The organism is Kitasatospora papulosa (assembly GCF_000717245.1).
GTDB lineage: Bacteria > Actinomycetota > Actinomycetes > Streptomycetales > Streptomycetaceae > Streptomyces > Streptomyces papulosus.
The window spans coordinates 54311-71240 of record NZ_JNYQ01000001.1; the positions used below are offsets into that span (position 1 = coordinate 54311).

A 16930-nucleotide genomic window follows, 5' to 3' on the forward strand; every position below is an offset into this window, starting at 1 on the left:
CTGCCGGGGACGTGTTGCACACTCGTTCGGCAACCAACTCTTCCGAGTGTGCGTCTTCCCGCTGACACAGCGGCAACACGACCGGAGGGCGACCGGCCGTTGCCCCGTACGGCGGCATTAGAGTGGGCCGGAACACATCCGGGCGGGCCCGGGGGACCGCAAGCACAACGACCAGCAGGGAGCGCATGACGTGCGGCCGGTAGGCAGCAAGTACCTGCTCGAGGAGCCGCTCGGACGCGGCGCCACGGGCACCGTCTGGCGAGCCCGCCAGCGGGAGACCGCGGGCGCCGAGGCGGCCGTCGCCGGGCAGCCCGGCGAGACCGTTGCGATCAAGGTGCTCAAGGAGGAGCTCGCCAACGACGCGGATGTCGTCATGCGGTTCCTGCGTGAGCGCTCGGTGCTGCTGCGGCTCACCCACGCGAACATCGTGCGCACCCGCGACCTCGTCGTCGAGGGCGATCTCCTCGCCCTGGTGATGGACCTGGTCGACGGCCCCGACCTGCACCGCTACCTCCGCGAGAACGGCCCGCTCACCCCGGTCGCCGCCGCGCTGCTCACCGCGCAGATCGCGGACGCGCTGGCCGCGAGCCACGCGGACGGTGTCGTGCACCGCGACCTGAAGCCCGCCAACGTGCTGCTCGACGAGCGCGACGGCGAGATGCACCCGATGCTCACCGACTTCGGCATCGCGCGCCTCGCGGACTCCCCGGGCCTGACCCGGACCCATGAGTTCGTCGGCACGCCCGCCTATGTGGCGCCCGAGTCGGCCGAAGGCCGTCCGCAGACCTCCGCCGTGGACATCTACGGCGCCGGCATCCTGCTCTACGAACTGGTCACCGGCCGCCCGCCGTTCGCCGGGGGCACCGCGCTGGAGGTCCTGCACCGGCACCTCAGCGAGGAGCCCCGCCGCCCCGGCAACGTCCCCGAGCCGCTGTGGACGGTGATCGAACGCTGCCTGCGCAAGGACCCGGACCAGCGGCCCAGCGCCGTGAACCTCGCCCGCGCGCTGCGTACCGTCGGCGAGGGCGTCGGGGTGCACGCGAACTCGGCGCAGATCGCCGCCGCCGAGGGCGTGGGCGCCCTGCTCGCCCCCGACCCGGCGCCCGCCGCCGTCCCGGACACCCCCGGCGCCGCGGACGCGACCCAGGTGCTGCCGAGCAACGCCGGTTCGTACGACCCCGCCGCTCCGACCAGCGTGATGCGGCAGACTCCCGGCGGAGGCGGCCAGGCCGATCCGACCGCGATGCTGCCGCCCGTACCGCCGCGCCCCGACGGCCCCCCGCGGCCCGACGAGCCGCACCCCTGGCAGTCCCAGCTCCGGGCCGCCAGGGACCGCAACGAGCAGACGCAGGTCCAGTACCTCGATCCGAGCCAGGACCCGCTGCGCCGTCGCCCCCAGCGCCAGCAGCCGCCGCAGGCGCAGCAGCCGCCCCAGGCCCAGCAGCGCCGGCTGCCCCAGCGCGCCCAGCAGCAGCCCCAGCGCTACCAGCAGCCGCACCAGCCACAGCAGCAGCAGCGGCAGCAGTACGCGCCCCCGCAGCAGCCCGCGCCCCAGCCGCCCGCCCCGCGACAGCCGAGGCAGCGCAGCGCCAACCCGATGCGCATCCCCGGCCTCGGCTGCCTCAAGGGCTGCCTGTTCTCGGTGGTGCTGCTGGTCGTCGCCGCCTGGCTCATCTGGGAGCTCACGCCGCTTCAGGACTGGGTCGCCCAGGGGCAGAGCTTCTGGGACGCCATAGGGGACGGCATCGACAACGTCACCAAGTGGTTCGAGGACCTCGGCGGGAGCGACTCCGGCGGTACGCCCGGTCAGTAACAGCCCCCACCTCGTTTCTTTGTCGACTTCTGCGGGCCCAATTCGCCCGCAGAAGTGAAGGTTGGCGCCATCCCGGGCACGCGACCCCCCGTTCGCCGCGTAACTTTGTCGACCGGGGGGTCAACGCCAGCCGCTGAGGGAGCAGTCTTGGCACGGAATATCGGCAGCCGGTACACCGCCCACCAGATCCTGGGGCGCGGCAGCGCCGGCACGGTGTGGCTCGGCGAAGGGCCCGAGGGCCCGGTCGCCATCAAGCTGCTCCGCGAGGACCTCGCGTCCGACCAGGAGCTCGTGGGCCGCTTCGTACAGGAACGCACCGCGCTGCTCGGGCTCAGCCATCCGCACGTCGTCGCCGTCCGCGACCTCGTCGTGGACGGCACCGACCTGGCGCTCGTGATGGACCTCGTGCGGGGCACCGACCTGCGTACCCGCCTGGACCGGGAGCGCCGCCTCGCGCCCGAGGCGGCCGCGGCGATCGTCGCCGACGTCGCGGACGGTCTGGCCGCCGCCCACCGCGCCGGGGTGGTCCACCGCGACGTCAAGCCGGAGAACATCCTGCTCGACATGGAGGGCCCGCTCGGCCCCGGCGGATCACACCCCGCGCTGCTCACCGACTTCGGCGTCGCCAAGCTCATCGACACCCCTCGCCGCACCAAGGCCACCAAGATCATCGGTACGCCGGACTACCTGGCCCCCGAGATCGTCGAAGGTCTCCCGCCCCGCGCCGCCGTGGACATCTACGCCCTCGCGACCGTGTTCTACGAGCTCCTCGCCGGTTTCACCCCCTTCGGCGGCGGCCACCCCGGCGCCGTCCTGCGCCGTCATGTGACCGAGAGGGTCGTCCCGCTCCCGGGCATCCCCGAGGAACTCTGGCAGCTGCTGGTCCAGTGCCTGGCCAAGGCGCCGGCCTCCCGGCTGCGCGCCTCCGAGCTCGCGACCCGGCTGCGGGAACTGATCCCGCTCCTGTCCGGGATACCCCCGCTCGACGTCGACGAGCCGGACAACGAGGCCGAACCGCAGGCCTACGACGAGCAGCAGTACACCCCGGCGCGGGAGGAGCCCCGCCGCCGCGGAGCGGTCCCGCTGGTGCCCGGGTCCTCCCCGGACTCCAACCGCGACACGCACACGAGCATGCGTGTACCCGCCCCCGACGAACTCTCCGGCGGCCCCCTCGGCACGGCCCGCGCCCCGCGCGCGCCCGGCAGGCCGCGCCCCGGCTCGGCCCGCAACAGGTCGGCGGCGGTCCGCAAGCGCAGGATCACCCTCGGTGCGGCGGCTGTCGCCCTGTGTGCCGCCATAGGGGTCGGCGGATGGTTCGCCACGAGCGGGGACGACCCCGGCTCGGCCCCCGAGGACACGCGGAACTCGGCCCCCACGGCCCCCTGAGAGGCGGGCCCGAGGGGTCGGGGATCCGGGGGAGGGACAGGTTCACCCGTCCAGCCGTTACGCTGGACCCGTGGCAGTCGTCGATATTTCCGAAGAGCTGAAGTCCCTCTCCTCGACCATGGGGTCGATCGAGGCCGTCCTGGACCTGGATGCGCTGAGGGTCGACATCGCCGCGCTCGAGGAGCAGGCGGCGGCGCCGTCCCTCTGGGACGACCCGGAGGCGGCGCAGAAGATCACCAGCAAGCTTTCGCACCTCCAGGCGGAGGTCCGCAAGACCGAGACCCTGCGGGGCCGCATCGACGACCTCGAGGTCCTCTTCGAGCTCGCCGAGGACGAGGGCGACGCCGACGCGCTCGCCGAGGCGGAGAGCGAGCTGGAGTCCGTCCGGAAGGCGCTGGACGAGATGGAGGTCCGCACGCTCCTCTCCGGCGAGTACGACGCGCGCGAGGCCCTCGTCACCATCCGCGCCGAGGCCGGTGGCGTCGACGCCGCCGACTTCGCCGAGAAGCTCCAGCGCATGTACCTCCGCTGGGCCGAGCGGCACAACTACAAGACCGAGGTCTACGAGACGGCGTACGCCGAAGAGGCCGGCATCAAGTCGACCACCTTCGCGGTCGAGGTCCCGTACGCCTACGGCACGCTCTCCGTCGAGCAGGGCACGCACCGGCTCGTCCGGATCTCCCCCTTCGACAACCAGGGCCGTCGCCAGACGTCGTTCGCGGGTGTCGAGGTGCTGCCCGTGGTCGAGCAGACGGACCACGTCGAGATCGACGAGTCCGAGCTCCGCGTCGACGTGTACCGCTCGTCGGGCCCCGGCGGCCAGGGCGTCAACACCACGGACTCCGCCGTCCGTCTGACCCACCTGCCCACCGGCATCGTCGTCTCCTGCCAGAACGAGCGCTCGCAGATCCAGAACAAGGCGTCCGCGATGAACGTCCTCCAGGCGAAGCTCCTCGAGCGCCGCCGCCAGGAGGAGCAGGCCAAGATGAACGCGCTCAAGGGGGACGGCGGCAACTCCTGGGGCAACCAGATGCGTTCGTACGTCCTGCACCCGTACCAGATGGTCAAGGACCTGCGTACGGAGTTCGAGATGGGCAACCCCGAAGCGGTCTTCAACGGCGAGATCGACGGCTTCGTCGAGGCCGGCATCCGCTGGCGCAAGCAGAACGAGAAGTAGCCTCAGCAGTGAAGAGGCCGGGCCCGGACAGAATGCTCTGTCCGGGCCCGGCCTCTTTTCACCTCGACGCGTAGGCCCGGTAGTTGAGGGGGAGATGTGCCCGATGTGTCACAGTCGTGATTCCGAATAGCCGTCAAGAACCCCCATAGCGGCCTGTATGCCCTCGGAACGGCCTTGACGTGGCCCTTATCTCTGGACAGGGTGCTAGAGCAGCACGCGTATGTCTGGGACAGGTGTGATCGGGGGCGGGCGGGATGACCACGTACGGCGTGGCCCTGCTGAGAAAGTGACCCCGCAGGGCCGAGGACCGCATAGGGCTGCTCCATGGACGAGATCAGCTACTGGGGGTAGCAACAGATGACGAAGAAGACGCGAATCCGCGTCGCGCGTATAGCCGCTGGTGCGGTTATCGCCGCAGGTGCCTCGCTCACGGCCGCCGGTGCGGCCCAGGCCGCGGGCATCGTCAACATCGGTGTGGACACCGAAGAGGCCGCTGTCACGACCCAGGTCACCCTCGGTGAGGCCGGCGGCGTCGACGGCGGCGGCGAGAGCGGCATCGGTGGTGTCGACGGCGGTGCCGACGGCGGTACTGACGGCGGTACCGATGGCGGTACTGACGGCGGTACCGATGGTGGGACCGACGGTGGGACCGACGGCGGCCTCATCGGCGGCCTCATCGGCGGTGCCGACGGTGGCACCGATGGCGGCACCGATGGTGGTACTGACGGTGGCACCGATGGCGGCACTGACGGTGGCACCGACGGTGGTACCGATGGCGGTACTGACGGTGGCACCGACGGCGGGACCGATGGTGGCACCGATGGCGGCACTGACGGCGGTACCGACGGTGGTACCGACGGCGGTACTGACGGTGGCACCGATGGTGGTACCGATGGCGGTACCGATGGCGGCACCGACGGCGGTACCGATGGCGGCACTGACGGTGGCACCGACGGTGGCACCGATGGCGGCACTGACGGTGGTACCGACGGTGGGACCGATGGCGGTACCGACGGCGGATCCACTGGGTCGCCGGACCCCGTCTACCCGGACACCGACGACAACACCGACACGGACAGTGTCGGCAACCAGCCGGTCGAGCAGGGCAAGGGCAAGGACGAGCTCGCCGAGACCGGTGCGGCCGAGACCACGTTCCTGCTGCTCGGTGCTGCCACGATGATCGCCGGTGGCATCGGCTTCCGCCTCCTGCCGCGTCTGGTCGGCGGCGGTCGCACGGTCGCCTGACACCCGTAAGCGCATGTAGAAGGGCCCTGGAGAGCCTTTACGGCCTTCCAGGGCCCTTATGCGTACCGAGCCGCTCCTGCGGCCGTACGCGCACGTTTCAGCCCCGCCGGGTGGTGAGGTGCGGCCGTCGCCTCAGATGGCCTGGTGCGCCAGCAGCGCGAGCGCGGCCACGAGGATCACCATCAGCGCGACGAGCATCGCGGGATTGAGCCCGGCGAAGGGCCCCTGCTCCTGCATCCGCTCCCGGCTCGCCCGGCAGACACGGCAACGGCCCTCGTTCACGGGCGCCGCGCAGTTCGCGCACACCAGTCGGTCGTAGGTCATGCGCAGTCCTCCTCCCGCGCGGCGGGAGCCGCATCCACGTTCTCTCCGCACAACGCTCCGGGAAACGCAACTGTTCCCCTCCCACTGTGCCAGCTCGGACGGGTTTCGGCGCGGCCCGCCGGACAAGGTCCGGCACGCCCCGTTTCGTTCCATGTCGCTTTCCGTCACAAATCCCTCATCGACGGACGCCGACTGCGCGCGCTCACCCGGTTCGCGTATGGTCACGCTCACCTACCCCCGGCCGACCGTGGTGCATCCGTGATCCGATTCGACAACGTCTCCAAGACCTACCCGAAGCAGAGCCGTCCAGCTCTCCGGGACGTCTCACTCGACATCGAGAAGGGCGAGTTCGTCTTCCTGGTGGGCTCCTCCGGCTCCGGCAAGTCCACCTTCATGCGGCTCATCCTCCGTGAGGAGCGCGCCAGTCAGGGCATGGTCCACGTGCTCGGCAAGGACCTGGCGCGGCTGTCCAACTGGAAGGTGCCGCAGATGCGCCGCCAGCTGGGCACCGTCTTCCAGGACTTCCGCCTCCTCCCCAACAAGACCGTGGCCGAGAACGTGGCCTTCGCGCAGGAGGTCATCGGCAAACCCCGCGGCGAGATCCGCAAGGCCGTGCCCCAGGTGCTCGACCTCGTGGGTCTCGGGGGCAAGGAGGACCGCATGCCCGGCGAGCTCTCCGGTGGTGAGCAGCAACGTGTCGCGATCGCGCGGGCGTTCGTCAACCGCCCCATGCTGCTGATCGCGGACGAGCCGACCGGAAACCTCGACCCGCAGACCTCCGTGGGCATCATGAAGCTGCTGGACCGGATCAACCGGACCGGCACCACCGTGATCATGGCGACCCACGACCAGAACATCGTCGACCAGATGCGCAAGCGCGTCATCGAGCTCGAACAGGGCCGCCTCGTGCGTGACCAGGCGCGCGGCGTCTACGGCTACCAGCACTGAGAAGGGCCGGCGGCCCGGCCCGCCGGCCCCTCCGAGCCCCTGCACGAGCATCGAGTACTGAAAGGACGCCATGCGCGCCCAGTTCGTCCTGTCGGAGATCGGCGTCGGTCTTCGTCGTAACCTCACGATGACCTTCGCGGTCGTGGTCTCCGTCGCCCTCTCGCTCGCCCTGTTCGGCGGTGCGCTGTTGATGCGCGAGCAGGTCAGCTCGATGAAGACCTACTGGTACGACAAGGTCAACGTCTCGATCTTCCTCTGCAACAAGAACGACGCCAAGGACGTGCCCAAGTGCGCCAAGGGCGCCGTCACGGCGGAGCAGAAGAAGGAGATCAAGGCCGACCTCGAGAAGATGGAGGCCGTCCAGAAGCCGGTCCTCTTCGAGAACGTCGACGAGGCGTACAAGCACTACCAGGAGCAGTTCGGCGACTCGCCGATGGCCGGCAACATCACGCCGGACCAGATGCAGGAGTCGTTCCGGGTCAAGCTGAAGGACCCGCAGAAGTACAAGGTCGTCGCGACGGCCTTCGCCGGCCGTGACGGCGTGCAGTCCGTCCAGGACCAGCGGAGCATCCTCGACAACCTCTTCGGGCTGATGAACGGCATGAACGTGGCCGCGATCTTCCTGATGGGGCTGATGCTGGTCATCGCGCTGATGCTGATCGTGAACACCGTCCGCGTCTCGGCGTTCAGCCGGAGACGGGAGACGGGCATCATGCGGCTGGTGGGAGCCTCGGGCTTCTACATCCAGATGCCGTTCATCATGGAGGCCGCGTTCGCCGGCCTGATCGGCGGACTGCTCGCCTGCGTGATCCTGATAGCGGCCAGGTACTTCCTGATCGACGGCGGACTCGCCCTCCAGGAGAAGCTGAACCTGATCGACTTCATCGGCTGGGACGCGGTGCTCACGAAGCTTCCGCTGGTCATCGCGATCGGGCTGCTGATGCCCGCCGTTGCCGCCCTCTTCGCGTTGCGCAAGTACCTCAAGGTGTGACGAGCGCCCCGTACCGCATGCGGCGAACGCGCCGTGTGCGGACGGGGCGTTGTCCTACACTCGGCCACATGCCGGGCCATACGCACCATTTGAAACCCCGCGGGATCTACCGCGGGGCGGCCCTGACGTTGGTGTTCGCGAGCGTGCTGGCCACGGCCGCGGCCACCGGGTCACTGCCCCGTGAGGACGACGCGGGCACGGAGATAAGGACACGCGCGGTGTCCTCCACGGTCGGCCCCGTGGACCGTGAGGAGATCGCGGACGCGGCCGCGGACGCGGAGGCCGACGGGAAGTCCGGTACGGACGCCGCCGAGGAGGTCGTCAGCCGCAGCGGGGACCGCTGGGGCGCGGTGTACGACGAGCGGGAGTACGAGGAGTTCGAGCAGGCCCTCGACGGTTCGTACACCGGGGTGGGTGTCTCCGCCCGCCGCTCGGCCCGCGGCGACGTCGCCGTGACCGAGGTCCAGGCCGGCGGGCCGGCGGACCGGGCCGGGGTGCGCAAGGGAGACCTGCTGCGCACCGTGGACGGCCGTCCGGTCGAGAAGCGCCCCGTCGCCGAGGTGGTCGCGCTGCTGCGCGGCGACCGCACGAAGGCGGCCGAGGGCTCCTCGGTCGTCCTCGGGCTCGGCCGCGGCGGCCACACCTGGACCACGACCCTGCGCAGGGCCCGGCTCAGCACCGACCCGGTGAGCGTCCGCCGACTCGGTCAGGGGCCCTCCTCCGCCGTACTGATCAAGGTGGACGCGTTCACCAAGGGCGCGGGCACCGCGGTCCGTGACGCCGTGGACGAGGTGCCCGGGGACGCGGGAATCCTGCTGGACCTCCGGGCCAACTCGGGCGGGCTGGTCACCGAGGCCGTCACCGCCTCCTCCGCCTTCCTGGACGGCGGCCTCGTCGCCACCTACGACGTCCACGGGGAGCAGCACGCCCTCTACGCCGAGCCCGGCGGGGACACCGACCGGCCGGTGGTCGTCCTGGTGGACGGCGGCACGATGAGCGCCGCCGAACTGCTGACGGGCGCGCTGCAGGACCGCGGGCGGGCGGTGACCGTCGGATCGCGCACCTTCGGCAAGGGATCCGTGCAGATGCCCAGCAAGCTTCCCGGCGGCTCGGTGGCCGAGCTGACCGTCGGGCACTACCGCACACCGGCGGGCCGCAGCGTCGAGGGAAGCGGCATCACGCCGGACGTCGGGGCGGGTCCGGAGGCCCAGCAGCGGGGCGAGACGGTATTGAGTGGCCTCGGGGGTGGGTCGTAGTGCGAAAATGACCGCACTATGGCCAAGGAAAAAGACACCGGGCGCAAGATGATTGCGCAGAACAAGAAGGCGCGGCACGACTACCACGTCCTCGACACCTACGAGTGCGGTCTCGTACTGATGGGTACCGAGGTCAAGTCGCTGCGGATGGGCAGGGCGTCGCTGGTCGACGGCTTCGTCCAGATCGACGACGGCGAGGCGTGGCTGCACAACGTCCACGTCCCGGAGTACGTGCAGGGCACCTGGACCAACCACTCGGCGAAGCGCAAGAGGAAGCTGCTCCTGCACCGGGCCGAGATCGACAAGCTCCGGTCCAAGTCGCAGGAGACGGGACACACGATCGTGCCGCTCGCGCTGTACTTCAAGGACAGCCGCGTCAAGGTCGAGATCGCGCTCGCGAAGGGCAAGAAGGAGTACGACAAGCGTCAGACGCTGCGTGAGAAGCAGGACACGCGGGAGACGAACCGCGCCATCTCGGCGGCCCGCCGGCGCCAGCGCAGCGCGTAGCCGCCACCGTTCCGGGGCCCGCGCCCCGGAGCCGCCGGAATACGGTGGCATCCGCGTGCGTTGGTCACGTACGATGGGCCATGCACCTCACAGCGGGTGCGTGGATTGATAAAACAACATGGGGATGATCGGTTTCGACAGCGGATGTCGAAGCAGGGGAAGCGAGTCGAGGAAGCGGCAATGATCTCGTAAACCATATGTCGCAACCAATAATCGCCAATTCCAAGCGCGATTCCTCCGCCTTCGCCCTCGCTGCCTAATTAGCAGCTAAGCGAAGACTCTGCGGAGTGTCAGCCCGGGGGTGATCCCGACCCGGATCCTGGCATCAACAAGGGATCTAAACTTCTAAGCCCGGTCACGGGGCCTAGAAGGAAATCAAACAGTGGCTGGGCCTGTCGGAGGCTTGTTCGCGTGACCTCCGGGGCCGAGAAAAGCGTAGCGAACTGCACTCGGAGAAGCCCTGGTTCCGCACCGTTGGACGCGGGTTCGATTCCCGCCATCTCCACAATTCCCATGTGAACGAGGACCCCGTTGCCACCGGCAGCGGGGTCCTCGTTTTTCCTGTGTGCCGCCCGGGCCGGTCAGGCCCGGCGCGTCCCGGCAGCCGCGACGGCCAGGGCGAGGGCCGCCGAGCACATCGGAGCCGCGTATCCGGCGACCGTTCCCGCGTGTTCCACCGCCCAGCCGCCCACGGCCGAGCCGGCGGCCACCCCGCCCAGCAGGGCCGTGACCGCGAGCGTCATCCCCTCGTTGAGCTGCGCCTGCGGGGTGAGCCGCTGCACCAGGGTCATCCCGGTGACCATGGTGGGGGCGGTGGCCGCTCCCGCCAGCAGCAGGCAGCCGGCCAGGACGGGCAGTGAGCCGGTCGTGGCCGTGGCCAGCAGGGGCAGCGACATCAGCGCGGTCATTCCCGTCAGGCAGAGCAGCAGCCTGCGCCCGGCACGGGCGGCGGGGGGCAGCGATCCGTACAGCAGCCCGGCCACGCAGGAGCCTGTGGCCTGGAGTGCGAGGATCGCGCCCCCCGCGTGCGCGATGGAGACGACCTCCATCGAGCCGAAGACGGCCCCGGTCGCGAGAAACACGGCGAGGAGGGCGGCCATGCCGGGGGTGCGCAGGGGTGAGGGGGCCCGGGTGCCGGGGGTCACCGGTGGTTCGGTGGCTCGCTGCGCGGCGAAGACCAGGACACCGGTCATCAGCAGGATCGCGCCGGTGAGGGTGCCCGCCTCGGGGAAGAGGGCCCCGCACAGGGACGCGGCGAGGACCGGGCCGAGCATGAAGCACAGCTCGTCGGCGGCCTGTTCGAAGGAGTTGGCGGTGTGCAGGGCCGCCGGGTCGCCCCGGTGCAGATGGGCCCAGCGGGCCCGCGACATGCCTCCCGTGTTCGGGGTGGTGGCCGTCGCGGCGTAGGCGACGAAGAGTGTCCAGACCGGTGCGTCGTGGTGCACGCAGAGCACCAGGGCCAGCGAGCCGAGTACGGCGACGGCCGTGGCGGGCACCGCGATCCTGGCCTGGCCGTACCGGTCGACGAGGCGGGCCGTCCAGGGGGCGACCACGGCGGTCGCGGCCAGCCCGGTCGCGGTGACGGCCCCGGCCAGGGCGTACGAACCGTGAGCCCCGGCGATCATGATGACGGCGCTGACGCTGAACATCCCCATGGGCAGCCGGGCGAGGAGGTTGCCCGCGGTGAAGGCGCGCGCGCCGGGGGTGGCGAGCAGCCGTACGTAGGGATTGGACGGGCCGGCCGTGGACGGGCCGACGGGAGCCGGGGCGGCGGTTTCAGGAGACACGTCCTCCAGCCTGAAACGGGGCGATCCGTGCTGTCCAACACCTGATCAGAGGGTACTGACGCACTTCTGTTGTAAATTCGGCCGGTGGCCGCCACCGACACCGATCCCCGTATCCTCCGCGCCTTCGTCGCCGTGGCCGAGGAGCTGCACTTCACCCGTGCCGCCGCCCGGCTCTACGTGGCGCAGCAGGCGCTGAGTCGCGACATCCGCAGGCTGGAGCGCGAGCTGGGCAGGGAGCTCTTCGTCCGCACCACCCGGCAGGTGTCCCTCACCCCGGACGGGGAGCGTCTCCTGCCGTACGCCCGCCGGGTCCTCGAAGCCCACGCCGCGCTCCGTGCCGCCTTCACGGACCCGGCGGACCGTCCGCTGCTCGTCGACCTGAACACCGACGGGATGACCGCGGCCCGGGTGCTGGCCCGGGCGCGGGAGCTCGCACCCGACTGCGAGCTGATGGCCCGTTTCGAGAGCGGGCTGACCTGGGCGGCGGGTGAGGTGCTCGCCGGACGGCTGGACGTCTCGTTCGGGCGTGCCGCCGGACTCGATCCCGCGGTCCTCGCCCGGCTCTCCGTACAGCCGGTGCGGTACGAGCCGATGGCCGTGCTCCTGCCGGGCGATCATCCTCTGGCAGGGCGTGAAACGGTCGCCATGAGTGATCTGGCCGGTGAAACCGTCTACGCCGGGGCGGGCAATACGCGCACGCGTGAGTGGACGGATCTCGCATCCATGCTCTTCGCGGAGTGGGACATAGTGCTGGCTCCGCCGGCTCCGCTCGCCGTCGGCGTGGCCGAATTCCAGCGGGTCATGACGAAGACGGGCCATCCCGTGCTGGCCGTCGCGGGCTTTCCGCCGCTGCTGGGAGCGGTGTTGCGTCCGCTCGTACGGCCGGTGCCGCTGTCCCCGCTGCTGATGGTCTGGCGCAAGGGACTCGACCACCCAGGTCTGTCCGCGTTGCGTGCCGCGGTGGCCGAACTCGCGGGCTCGGAAGGTTGGTTGGAAAGGCCACCTACTTCGTGGCTACCCGGAATCGATGCTTCACTCATGGATCGCCGCTCCTGAGCGAGATGGTGATACGTCCCTCTTTCTGGTCTCTTCGTGCGCTACATTCGCCCCCTCGGATGCTCGGTGGCGCGTGGCGCACGGACGGGGTGGGGGCCCTGTCCGATGGCACGATTCCAGTCACCCCACGGGCACCGGGTTCATTGAGTGGGGGATGTGCGAACACCTGTGGAAAATTGGCGCGAAGGTACCCGAACCGGGCACACGCATGAGTCGAGCGACGTCACCGTCCAACTGGACGGTCTGGGGCGTCAGCTCTCCGAACTACCTGTCGAACCCGCCCCTCCGGACCCTGCGGAGGGCCCGGTCTTCGTCGACGAGAGCGGCCGCCGCAGCAAGACGTACCGGCGGGTGGGCTGGGTGCTTGCCGCGGTCAGTGCCGTGTACGCGGTGACGCTCGTGGTCGCCGTGCTCGGCGGCAACTCCAGCGCTCCCTGGCTGCCGCTCTCCGGGCAGGACCAGAAGCGCGCGGAGAAGGCCGAGGTGCGGCCCGCGCCGAGCGGCGCCGCCGTGTCCGGGAGCCCCGGAGCCACGCCCGGGGCCTCCGCTTCGGCCTCCGGTTCCGCCGCGGCCCCCGCGCCGGGGGGCGCCTCCGCCTCCCCGTCCGGTTCGGCCGAGCCCGGCGTGAGCGCCGAGGCCCGCGTGTCCGGCAAGCCGACGAAGAAGGGCACTGCGTCCTCGTCGGCCCCCGCCCCGGGCGCCCCGGTCTCCGAACGGCCGAGCGGCGAGCCCTCGCCGCCGGCCACCACCGAACCGCCCGTCGAGGAGAGTCCGCCGGCGTCCCCGGCCCCCTCGGAATCACCGGTGCAACCTCAAGAAGGCACTCAGTAGATGACACCCCCCGTTTCGCGGGGCAGGCACAACCGGAAGAAGAAGCGGACCGTCCGGCGCAGGCTTCCCATGCGCTACCTGCTTCCGTCAGTCCTCCTGGTGGCCCTGCTCGCCATGCTCATGCTGCGCGGATACGTGCACAGCGAGATCCTCGCCGACCACCGTGTCCAGGCGCCCGCTCCCACCACCCAGGTGCCGGACGACGTGCTCGAGGGCGGCCCGGTCATCGACGCCCGCGCCGCGGGCGGGCAGGCCAAGTCGCTCCGGATACCCGATCACAGGATCGTGCTGACCTTCGACGACGGCCCGGACCCCGTCTGGACCCCGCGCGTCCTGGACGAACTCAGGAAGAACCGCGCGCACGGCGTCTTCTTCGTCACCGGCACCATGGCCTCCCGCTACCCGGACCTCGTGAAGCGGATGGCCGACGAGGGGCACGAGATCGGGCTGCACACCTTCAACCACCCCGACCTCTCGTTCCAGTCCACCAGCCGCATCGACTGGGAGCTCTCCCAGAACCAGCTGGTGCTGGCGGGCGCGGCCGGCATCCGCACGTCCCTGTTCCGGCCTCCGTACTCCTCGTCCTCCGACGCCATGGACGACAGGTCCTGGCCGGTCACGCGGTACATCGGCAGCCGCGGCTACCTCACCGTCGTGAACAACACCGACAGCGAGGACTGGAAGCGCCCCGGCGTCCCCGCGATCGTCGAGCGGGCCACGCCGAGGAACGGCAAGGGCGCCATCGTCCTGATGCACGACTCCGGCGGCGACCGGTCCCAGACCGTGGCCGCCCTGAGGGAGTTCCTGCCGCAGATGCAGCGGCAGGGCTACGAGTTCACCAACCTGACCTCGGCCCTCGGCGCCCCGAGCGCCCACACCGAGGTGTCCGGGCTCGCGCTCTGGAAGGGCAGGGCGTTCATCGGGGCGGTGGAGATCTCCGAGCGCGTCACCGGCGTCCTGGTGGTCGGCCTCGCCGCCATCGGCGTCCTCGTGATGGTCCGCTTCGGCCTGATGCTGCTGCTCTCCTTCCTGCACGCCAGGAAGGTGCGCCGTGAGGACTTCAGCTGGGGCGGGCGGTTCACCCGCCCGGTGTCGGTCCTCGTGCCGGCCTACAACGAGCGCGAGTGCATCGAGGCCACCGTGCGCTCGCTCGTGGCCAGTGACCACCCGATCGAGGTCGTCGTCATCGACGACGGCTCGACGGACGGCACGGCCGATCTCGTCGAGGCGATGTGGATCCCGAACGTCCGGGTCGTCCGCCAGACCAACGCGGGCAAGCCCGCCGCCCTCAACAACGGAATCGCGCACGCCCGTCACGACATCGTCGTGATGATGGACGGCGACACGGTCTTCGAACCCTCCACCGTGCGCGAGCTCGTCCAGCCGTTCGCCGACCCACGGGTGGGCGCGGTCGCCGGCAACGCGAAGGTGGGGAACCGCGACTCGCTGATCGGCGCATGGCAGCACATCGAGTACGTGATGGGCTTCAACCTCGACCGCCGGATGTACGACCTCCTGGGCTGCATGCCCACCATCCCCGGTGCGGTCGGCGCCTTCCGCAGGGACGCGCTGGACCGCGTCGGCGGCATGAGCGAGGACACCCTCGCCGAGGACACCGACGTCACCATGGCGCTGCACCGTGACGGCTGGCGCGTCGTCTACGCGGAGAACGCCCGGGCGTGGACGGAGGCCCCGGAGTCCGTGCAGCAGCTCTGGTCGCAGCGCTACCGGTGGTCGTACGGCACCATGCAGGCCATCTGGAAGCACCGCCGCGCGGTCGTCGAGCGCGGGCCCTCGGGCCGCTTCGGGCGTGTGGGGCTGCCGTTCGTCTCCCTGTTCATGGTCGTCGCCCCGCTGCTGGCGCCCCTGATCGACGTCTTCCTGCTGTACGGACTGGTCTTCGGCCCGACGGGGAAGACGGTCGCTGCCTGGTTCGGGGTCCTGCTGGTGCAGGCCGTCTGCGCCGCGTACGCCTTCCGGCTCGACCGGGAGCGCATGACCCATCTGATCTCCCTGCCGCTCCAGCAGATCCTCTACCGGCAGCTGATGTACGTCGTGCTGCTCCAGTCCTGGATCACCGCTCTCACCGGCGGCCGGCTGCGCTGGCAGAAGCTGCGGCGCACCGGCGTGGTGGAGGCGCCGGGCGGTACGACGAACCGGCGCAGGGAAACGGAACGGAGGCCGGTGGCATGACCTACCCCCAGCCACCCCGGCAGGACGGAGCCGGGTACGCCCCGTCGGTCCCTCCAGCCCCGTCCGTCCCGGGAGACCGCACGGAGCACGCGCCCGTCCCGGCGGCCCGTGCGGAGCGTGTGTCCGCCGCGCCGGACTCCACCGGCGAGGCCCCCGCCCCCCGTTCCGGGCCGGGGCGGGACCGCTACCTCGACCTGCTCAGGAGCGTGGCCCTCGTCCGGGTCGTCGTCTTCCACCTCTTCGGCTGGGCCTGGCTGACCGTCCTGTTCCCGTCCATGGGCGTGATGTTCGCCCTGGCCGGTTCGCTGATGGCCCGCTCGCTGGCCCGGCCGGCCGGAGGGGTCATCCGCAGCAGGCTGCGCAGGCTGCTCCCCCCGATGTGGGCGTTCTCCCTCGTCGTCGTACCGGTGATGTTCGCGCTGAGCTGGAAGCCCGTCCGGGAGGAGGGGCTGTGGTGGTTCGTCGAGCTCGGCAGCTATCTGTTCCCGCTCGGCGCGCCGCCCTTCCCCGAGGAGAACGGCTCGGCCGGCGGATGGCTGGAGCTGAGCTGGGCGGACCAGGCGGCGGGGCCGCTCTGGTACATCCGGGCGTACCTGTGGTTCGTGCTGGCCTCGCCCCTGCTGCTCAGGGCGTTCCGCAGGCTGCCGTGGGTCACCCTGCTCGCTCCGGTCGCCCTCACCGCCGTCATCGGCACCGGACTCGTCACCGTGCCCGGAACCTTCGGCGAGAGCCTGGTCGACTTCGCCGTGTTCGGATCCTGCTGGATCCTGGGATTCGCGCACCACGACGGCCTGCTGAAGGAGATCCCGCGCTACCTGGTGGTCTCGTCCGCCGCGCTCGTCATGGGCTTCGGCCTGTGGTGGGCGTCCGGGCACCTCACGGAGGAGGGCTGGAACCTGGACGAGATCCCGCTCGCCCAGGCCACCTGGTCCCTCGGCTTCTGCACGATCCTCCTGGTCCACGCCCCGTCCTGGCGGAAGCTCCCCGGCAGGCTCGCGGCCTGGGACGGCCTGGTCACGCTGGCCAACAACCGGGCCGTGACGATCTACCTGTGGCACAACCTGCTGCTGATGGCGGCCGCGCACCTGGTGGACCGGCTCTGGGCGGTGCCGTGGCTCGGCGACGCGTTCGACGCGCAGATCGAGCAGTCGTACGAGGTGCTGGTCCTGATCGCGATCTGGCCGCTGACCGCGCTCGCGATCCTGGCGTTCGGCTGGGTCGAGGACGTCGCCGCCCGCCGCCGCCCGCGTCTGTGGCCGAACGGGAAGGGCCGGACGCGCGGAGCCTGACCGGCCGGGGCGGGGCGCGGGGCCGGATCGTCGCCCCCCCCGCCCCGGCGGACCCCTCCGGGCCCTGCTCACCGCGCTCCCGGGGGCCGAGTGAGAGCAAGGTTGCGCACCGGTCACCTCCGGGCAC

At 70.7% G+C, this 16930-nt stretch carries 14 protein-coding genes and 1 other RNA gene; 13 read left to right on the plus strand and 2 right to left on the minus strand.

Annotated elements, in window-relative coordinates; genetic code table 11:
- Window positions 1-190: 190 nt before the first annotated feature.
- From IA22_RS0100175 to IA22_RS0100190, 4 genes are all read left to right on the plus strand, one after another.
- Window positions 191-1813, plus strand: a complete 1623-nt coding sequence (locus tag IA22_RS0100175) for a serine/threonine-protein kinase (RefSeq protein ID WP_030122362.1) — start codon at window positions 191-193, stop codon at window positions 1811-1813.
- A 147-nt stretch (window positions 1814-1960) separates the two neighbouring features.
- On the plus strand, window positions 1961-3199 hold the full coding sequence (locus tag IA22_RS0100180) for a serine/threonine-protein kinase (RefSeq protein WP_030122363.1): 1239 nt from the start codon (window positions 1961-1963) through the stop codon (window positions 3197-3199).
- Window positions 3200-3269: 70 nt separating this feature from the next.
- Entirely contained in the window at window positions 3270-4376 is a 1107-nt protein-coding gene (prfB, locus tag IA22_RS0100185; protein ID WP_014155957.1) for a peptide chain release factor 2, read from the plus strand.
- Between the two features lie 357 nt (window positions 4377-4733).
- A complete protein-coding gene (locus IA22_RS0100190) occupies window positions 4734-5621 on the plus strand; it encodes a hypothetical protein (RefSeq protein WP_030122364.1) in 888 nt (295 codons plus the stop codon).
- A gap of 132 nt (window positions 5622-5753) precedes the next feature.
- On the opposite strand, the gene IA22_RS0100195 is transcribed toward IA22_RS0100190, so the two are convergent.
- The gene (locus tag IA22_RS0100195) at window positions 5754-5945 is read right to left on the minus strand and encodes a hypothetical protein (RefSeq protein WP_014155959.1); all 192 of its coding nucleotides are present in this window, start codon (window positions 5943-5945) and stop codon (window positions 5754-5756) included.
- A 258-nt stretch (window positions 5946-6203) separates the two neighbouring features.
- Here IA22_RS0100195 and ftsE point away from each other — a divergent pair, with 258 nt between their 5' ends.
- From ftsE to ssrA, 5 genes are all read left to right on the plus strand, one after another.
- Window positions 6204-6893 (plus strand): cell division ATP-binding protein FtsE, encoded by a 690-nt coding sequence (gene ftsE, locus IA22_RS0100200; protein ID WP_014046319.1) that lies wholly within the window; start codon window positions 6204-6206, stop codon window positions 6891-6893.
- Between the two features lie 70 nt (window positions 6894-6963).
- Window positions 6964-7884, plus strand: a complete 921-nt coding sequence (gene ftsX, locus IA22_RS0100205) for a permease-like cell division protein FtsX (RefSeq protein ID WP_015577395.1) — start codon at window positions 6964-6966, stop codon at window positions 7882-7884.
- Window positions 7885-7952: 68 nt separating this feature from the next.
- The gene (locus tag IA22_RS0100210) at window positions 7953-9140 is read left to right on the plus strand and encodes a S41 family peptidase (RefSeq protein ID WP_014155961.1); all 1188 of its coding nucleotides are present in this window, start codon (window positions 7953-7955) and stop codon (window positions 9138-9140) included.
- An 18-nt stretch (window positions 9141-9158) separates the two neighbouring features.
- A complete protein-coding gene (gene smpB, locus IA22_RS0100215; RefSeq protein WP_014155962.1) occupies window positions 9159-9647 on the plus strand; it encodes an SsrA-binding protein SmpB in 489 nt (162 codons plus the stop codon).
- A gap of 120 nt (window positions 9648-9767) precedes the next feature.
- Window positions 9768-10155, plus strand: a transfer-messenger RNA (tmRNA) gene (gene ssrA / locus IA22_RS34885).
- Window positions 10156-10228: 73 nt separating this feature from the next.
- Here the strand turns inward: ssrA and IA22_RS0100220 are convergent.
- Window positions 10229-11434, minus strand: coding sequence for an MFS transporter (locus IA22_RS0100220; protein ID WP_030122366.1), 1206 nt, complete (start codon window positions 11432-11434; stop codon window positions 10229-10231).
- A gap of 84 nt (window positions 11435-11518) precedes the next feature.
- On the opposite strand from IA22_RS0100220, the gene IA22_RS0100225 reads away from it, so the two are divergent.
- The 4 genes from IA22_RS0100225 (at window position 11519) to IA22_RS0100240 (ending at window position 16803) form a co-directional block, all read left to right on the plus strand.
- Window positions 11519-12490 (plus strand): LysR family transcriptional regulator, encoded by a 972-nt coding sequence (locus tag IA22_RS0100225; protein WP_030122367.1) that lies wholly within the window; start codon window positions 11519-11521, stop codon window positions 12488-12490.
- A gap of 168 nt (window positions 12491-12658) precedes the next feature.
- A complete protein-coding gene (locus IA22_RS0100230; RefSeq protein WP_030122369.1) occupies window positions 12659-13321 on the plus strand; it encodes a hypothetical protein in 663 nt (220 codons plus the stop codon).
- Window positions 13322-15514, plus strand: coding sequence for a bifunctional polysaccharide deacetylase/glycosyltransferase family 2 protein (locus IA22_RS0100235; protein ID WP_081889725.1), 2193 nt, complete (start codon window positions 13322-13324; stop codon window positions 15512-15514). It begins immediately after the preceding gene.
- Window positions 15511-16803, plus strand: a complete 1293-nt coding sequence (locus IA22_RS0100240; RefSeq protein WP_030122371.1) for an acyltransferase family protein — start codon at window positions 15511-15513, stop codon at window positions 16801-16803. The genes IA22_RS0100235 and IA22_RS0100240 overlap by 4 nt, the downstream gene beginning before the upstream one ends.
- Window positions 16804-16930: the final 127 nt, after the last annotated feature.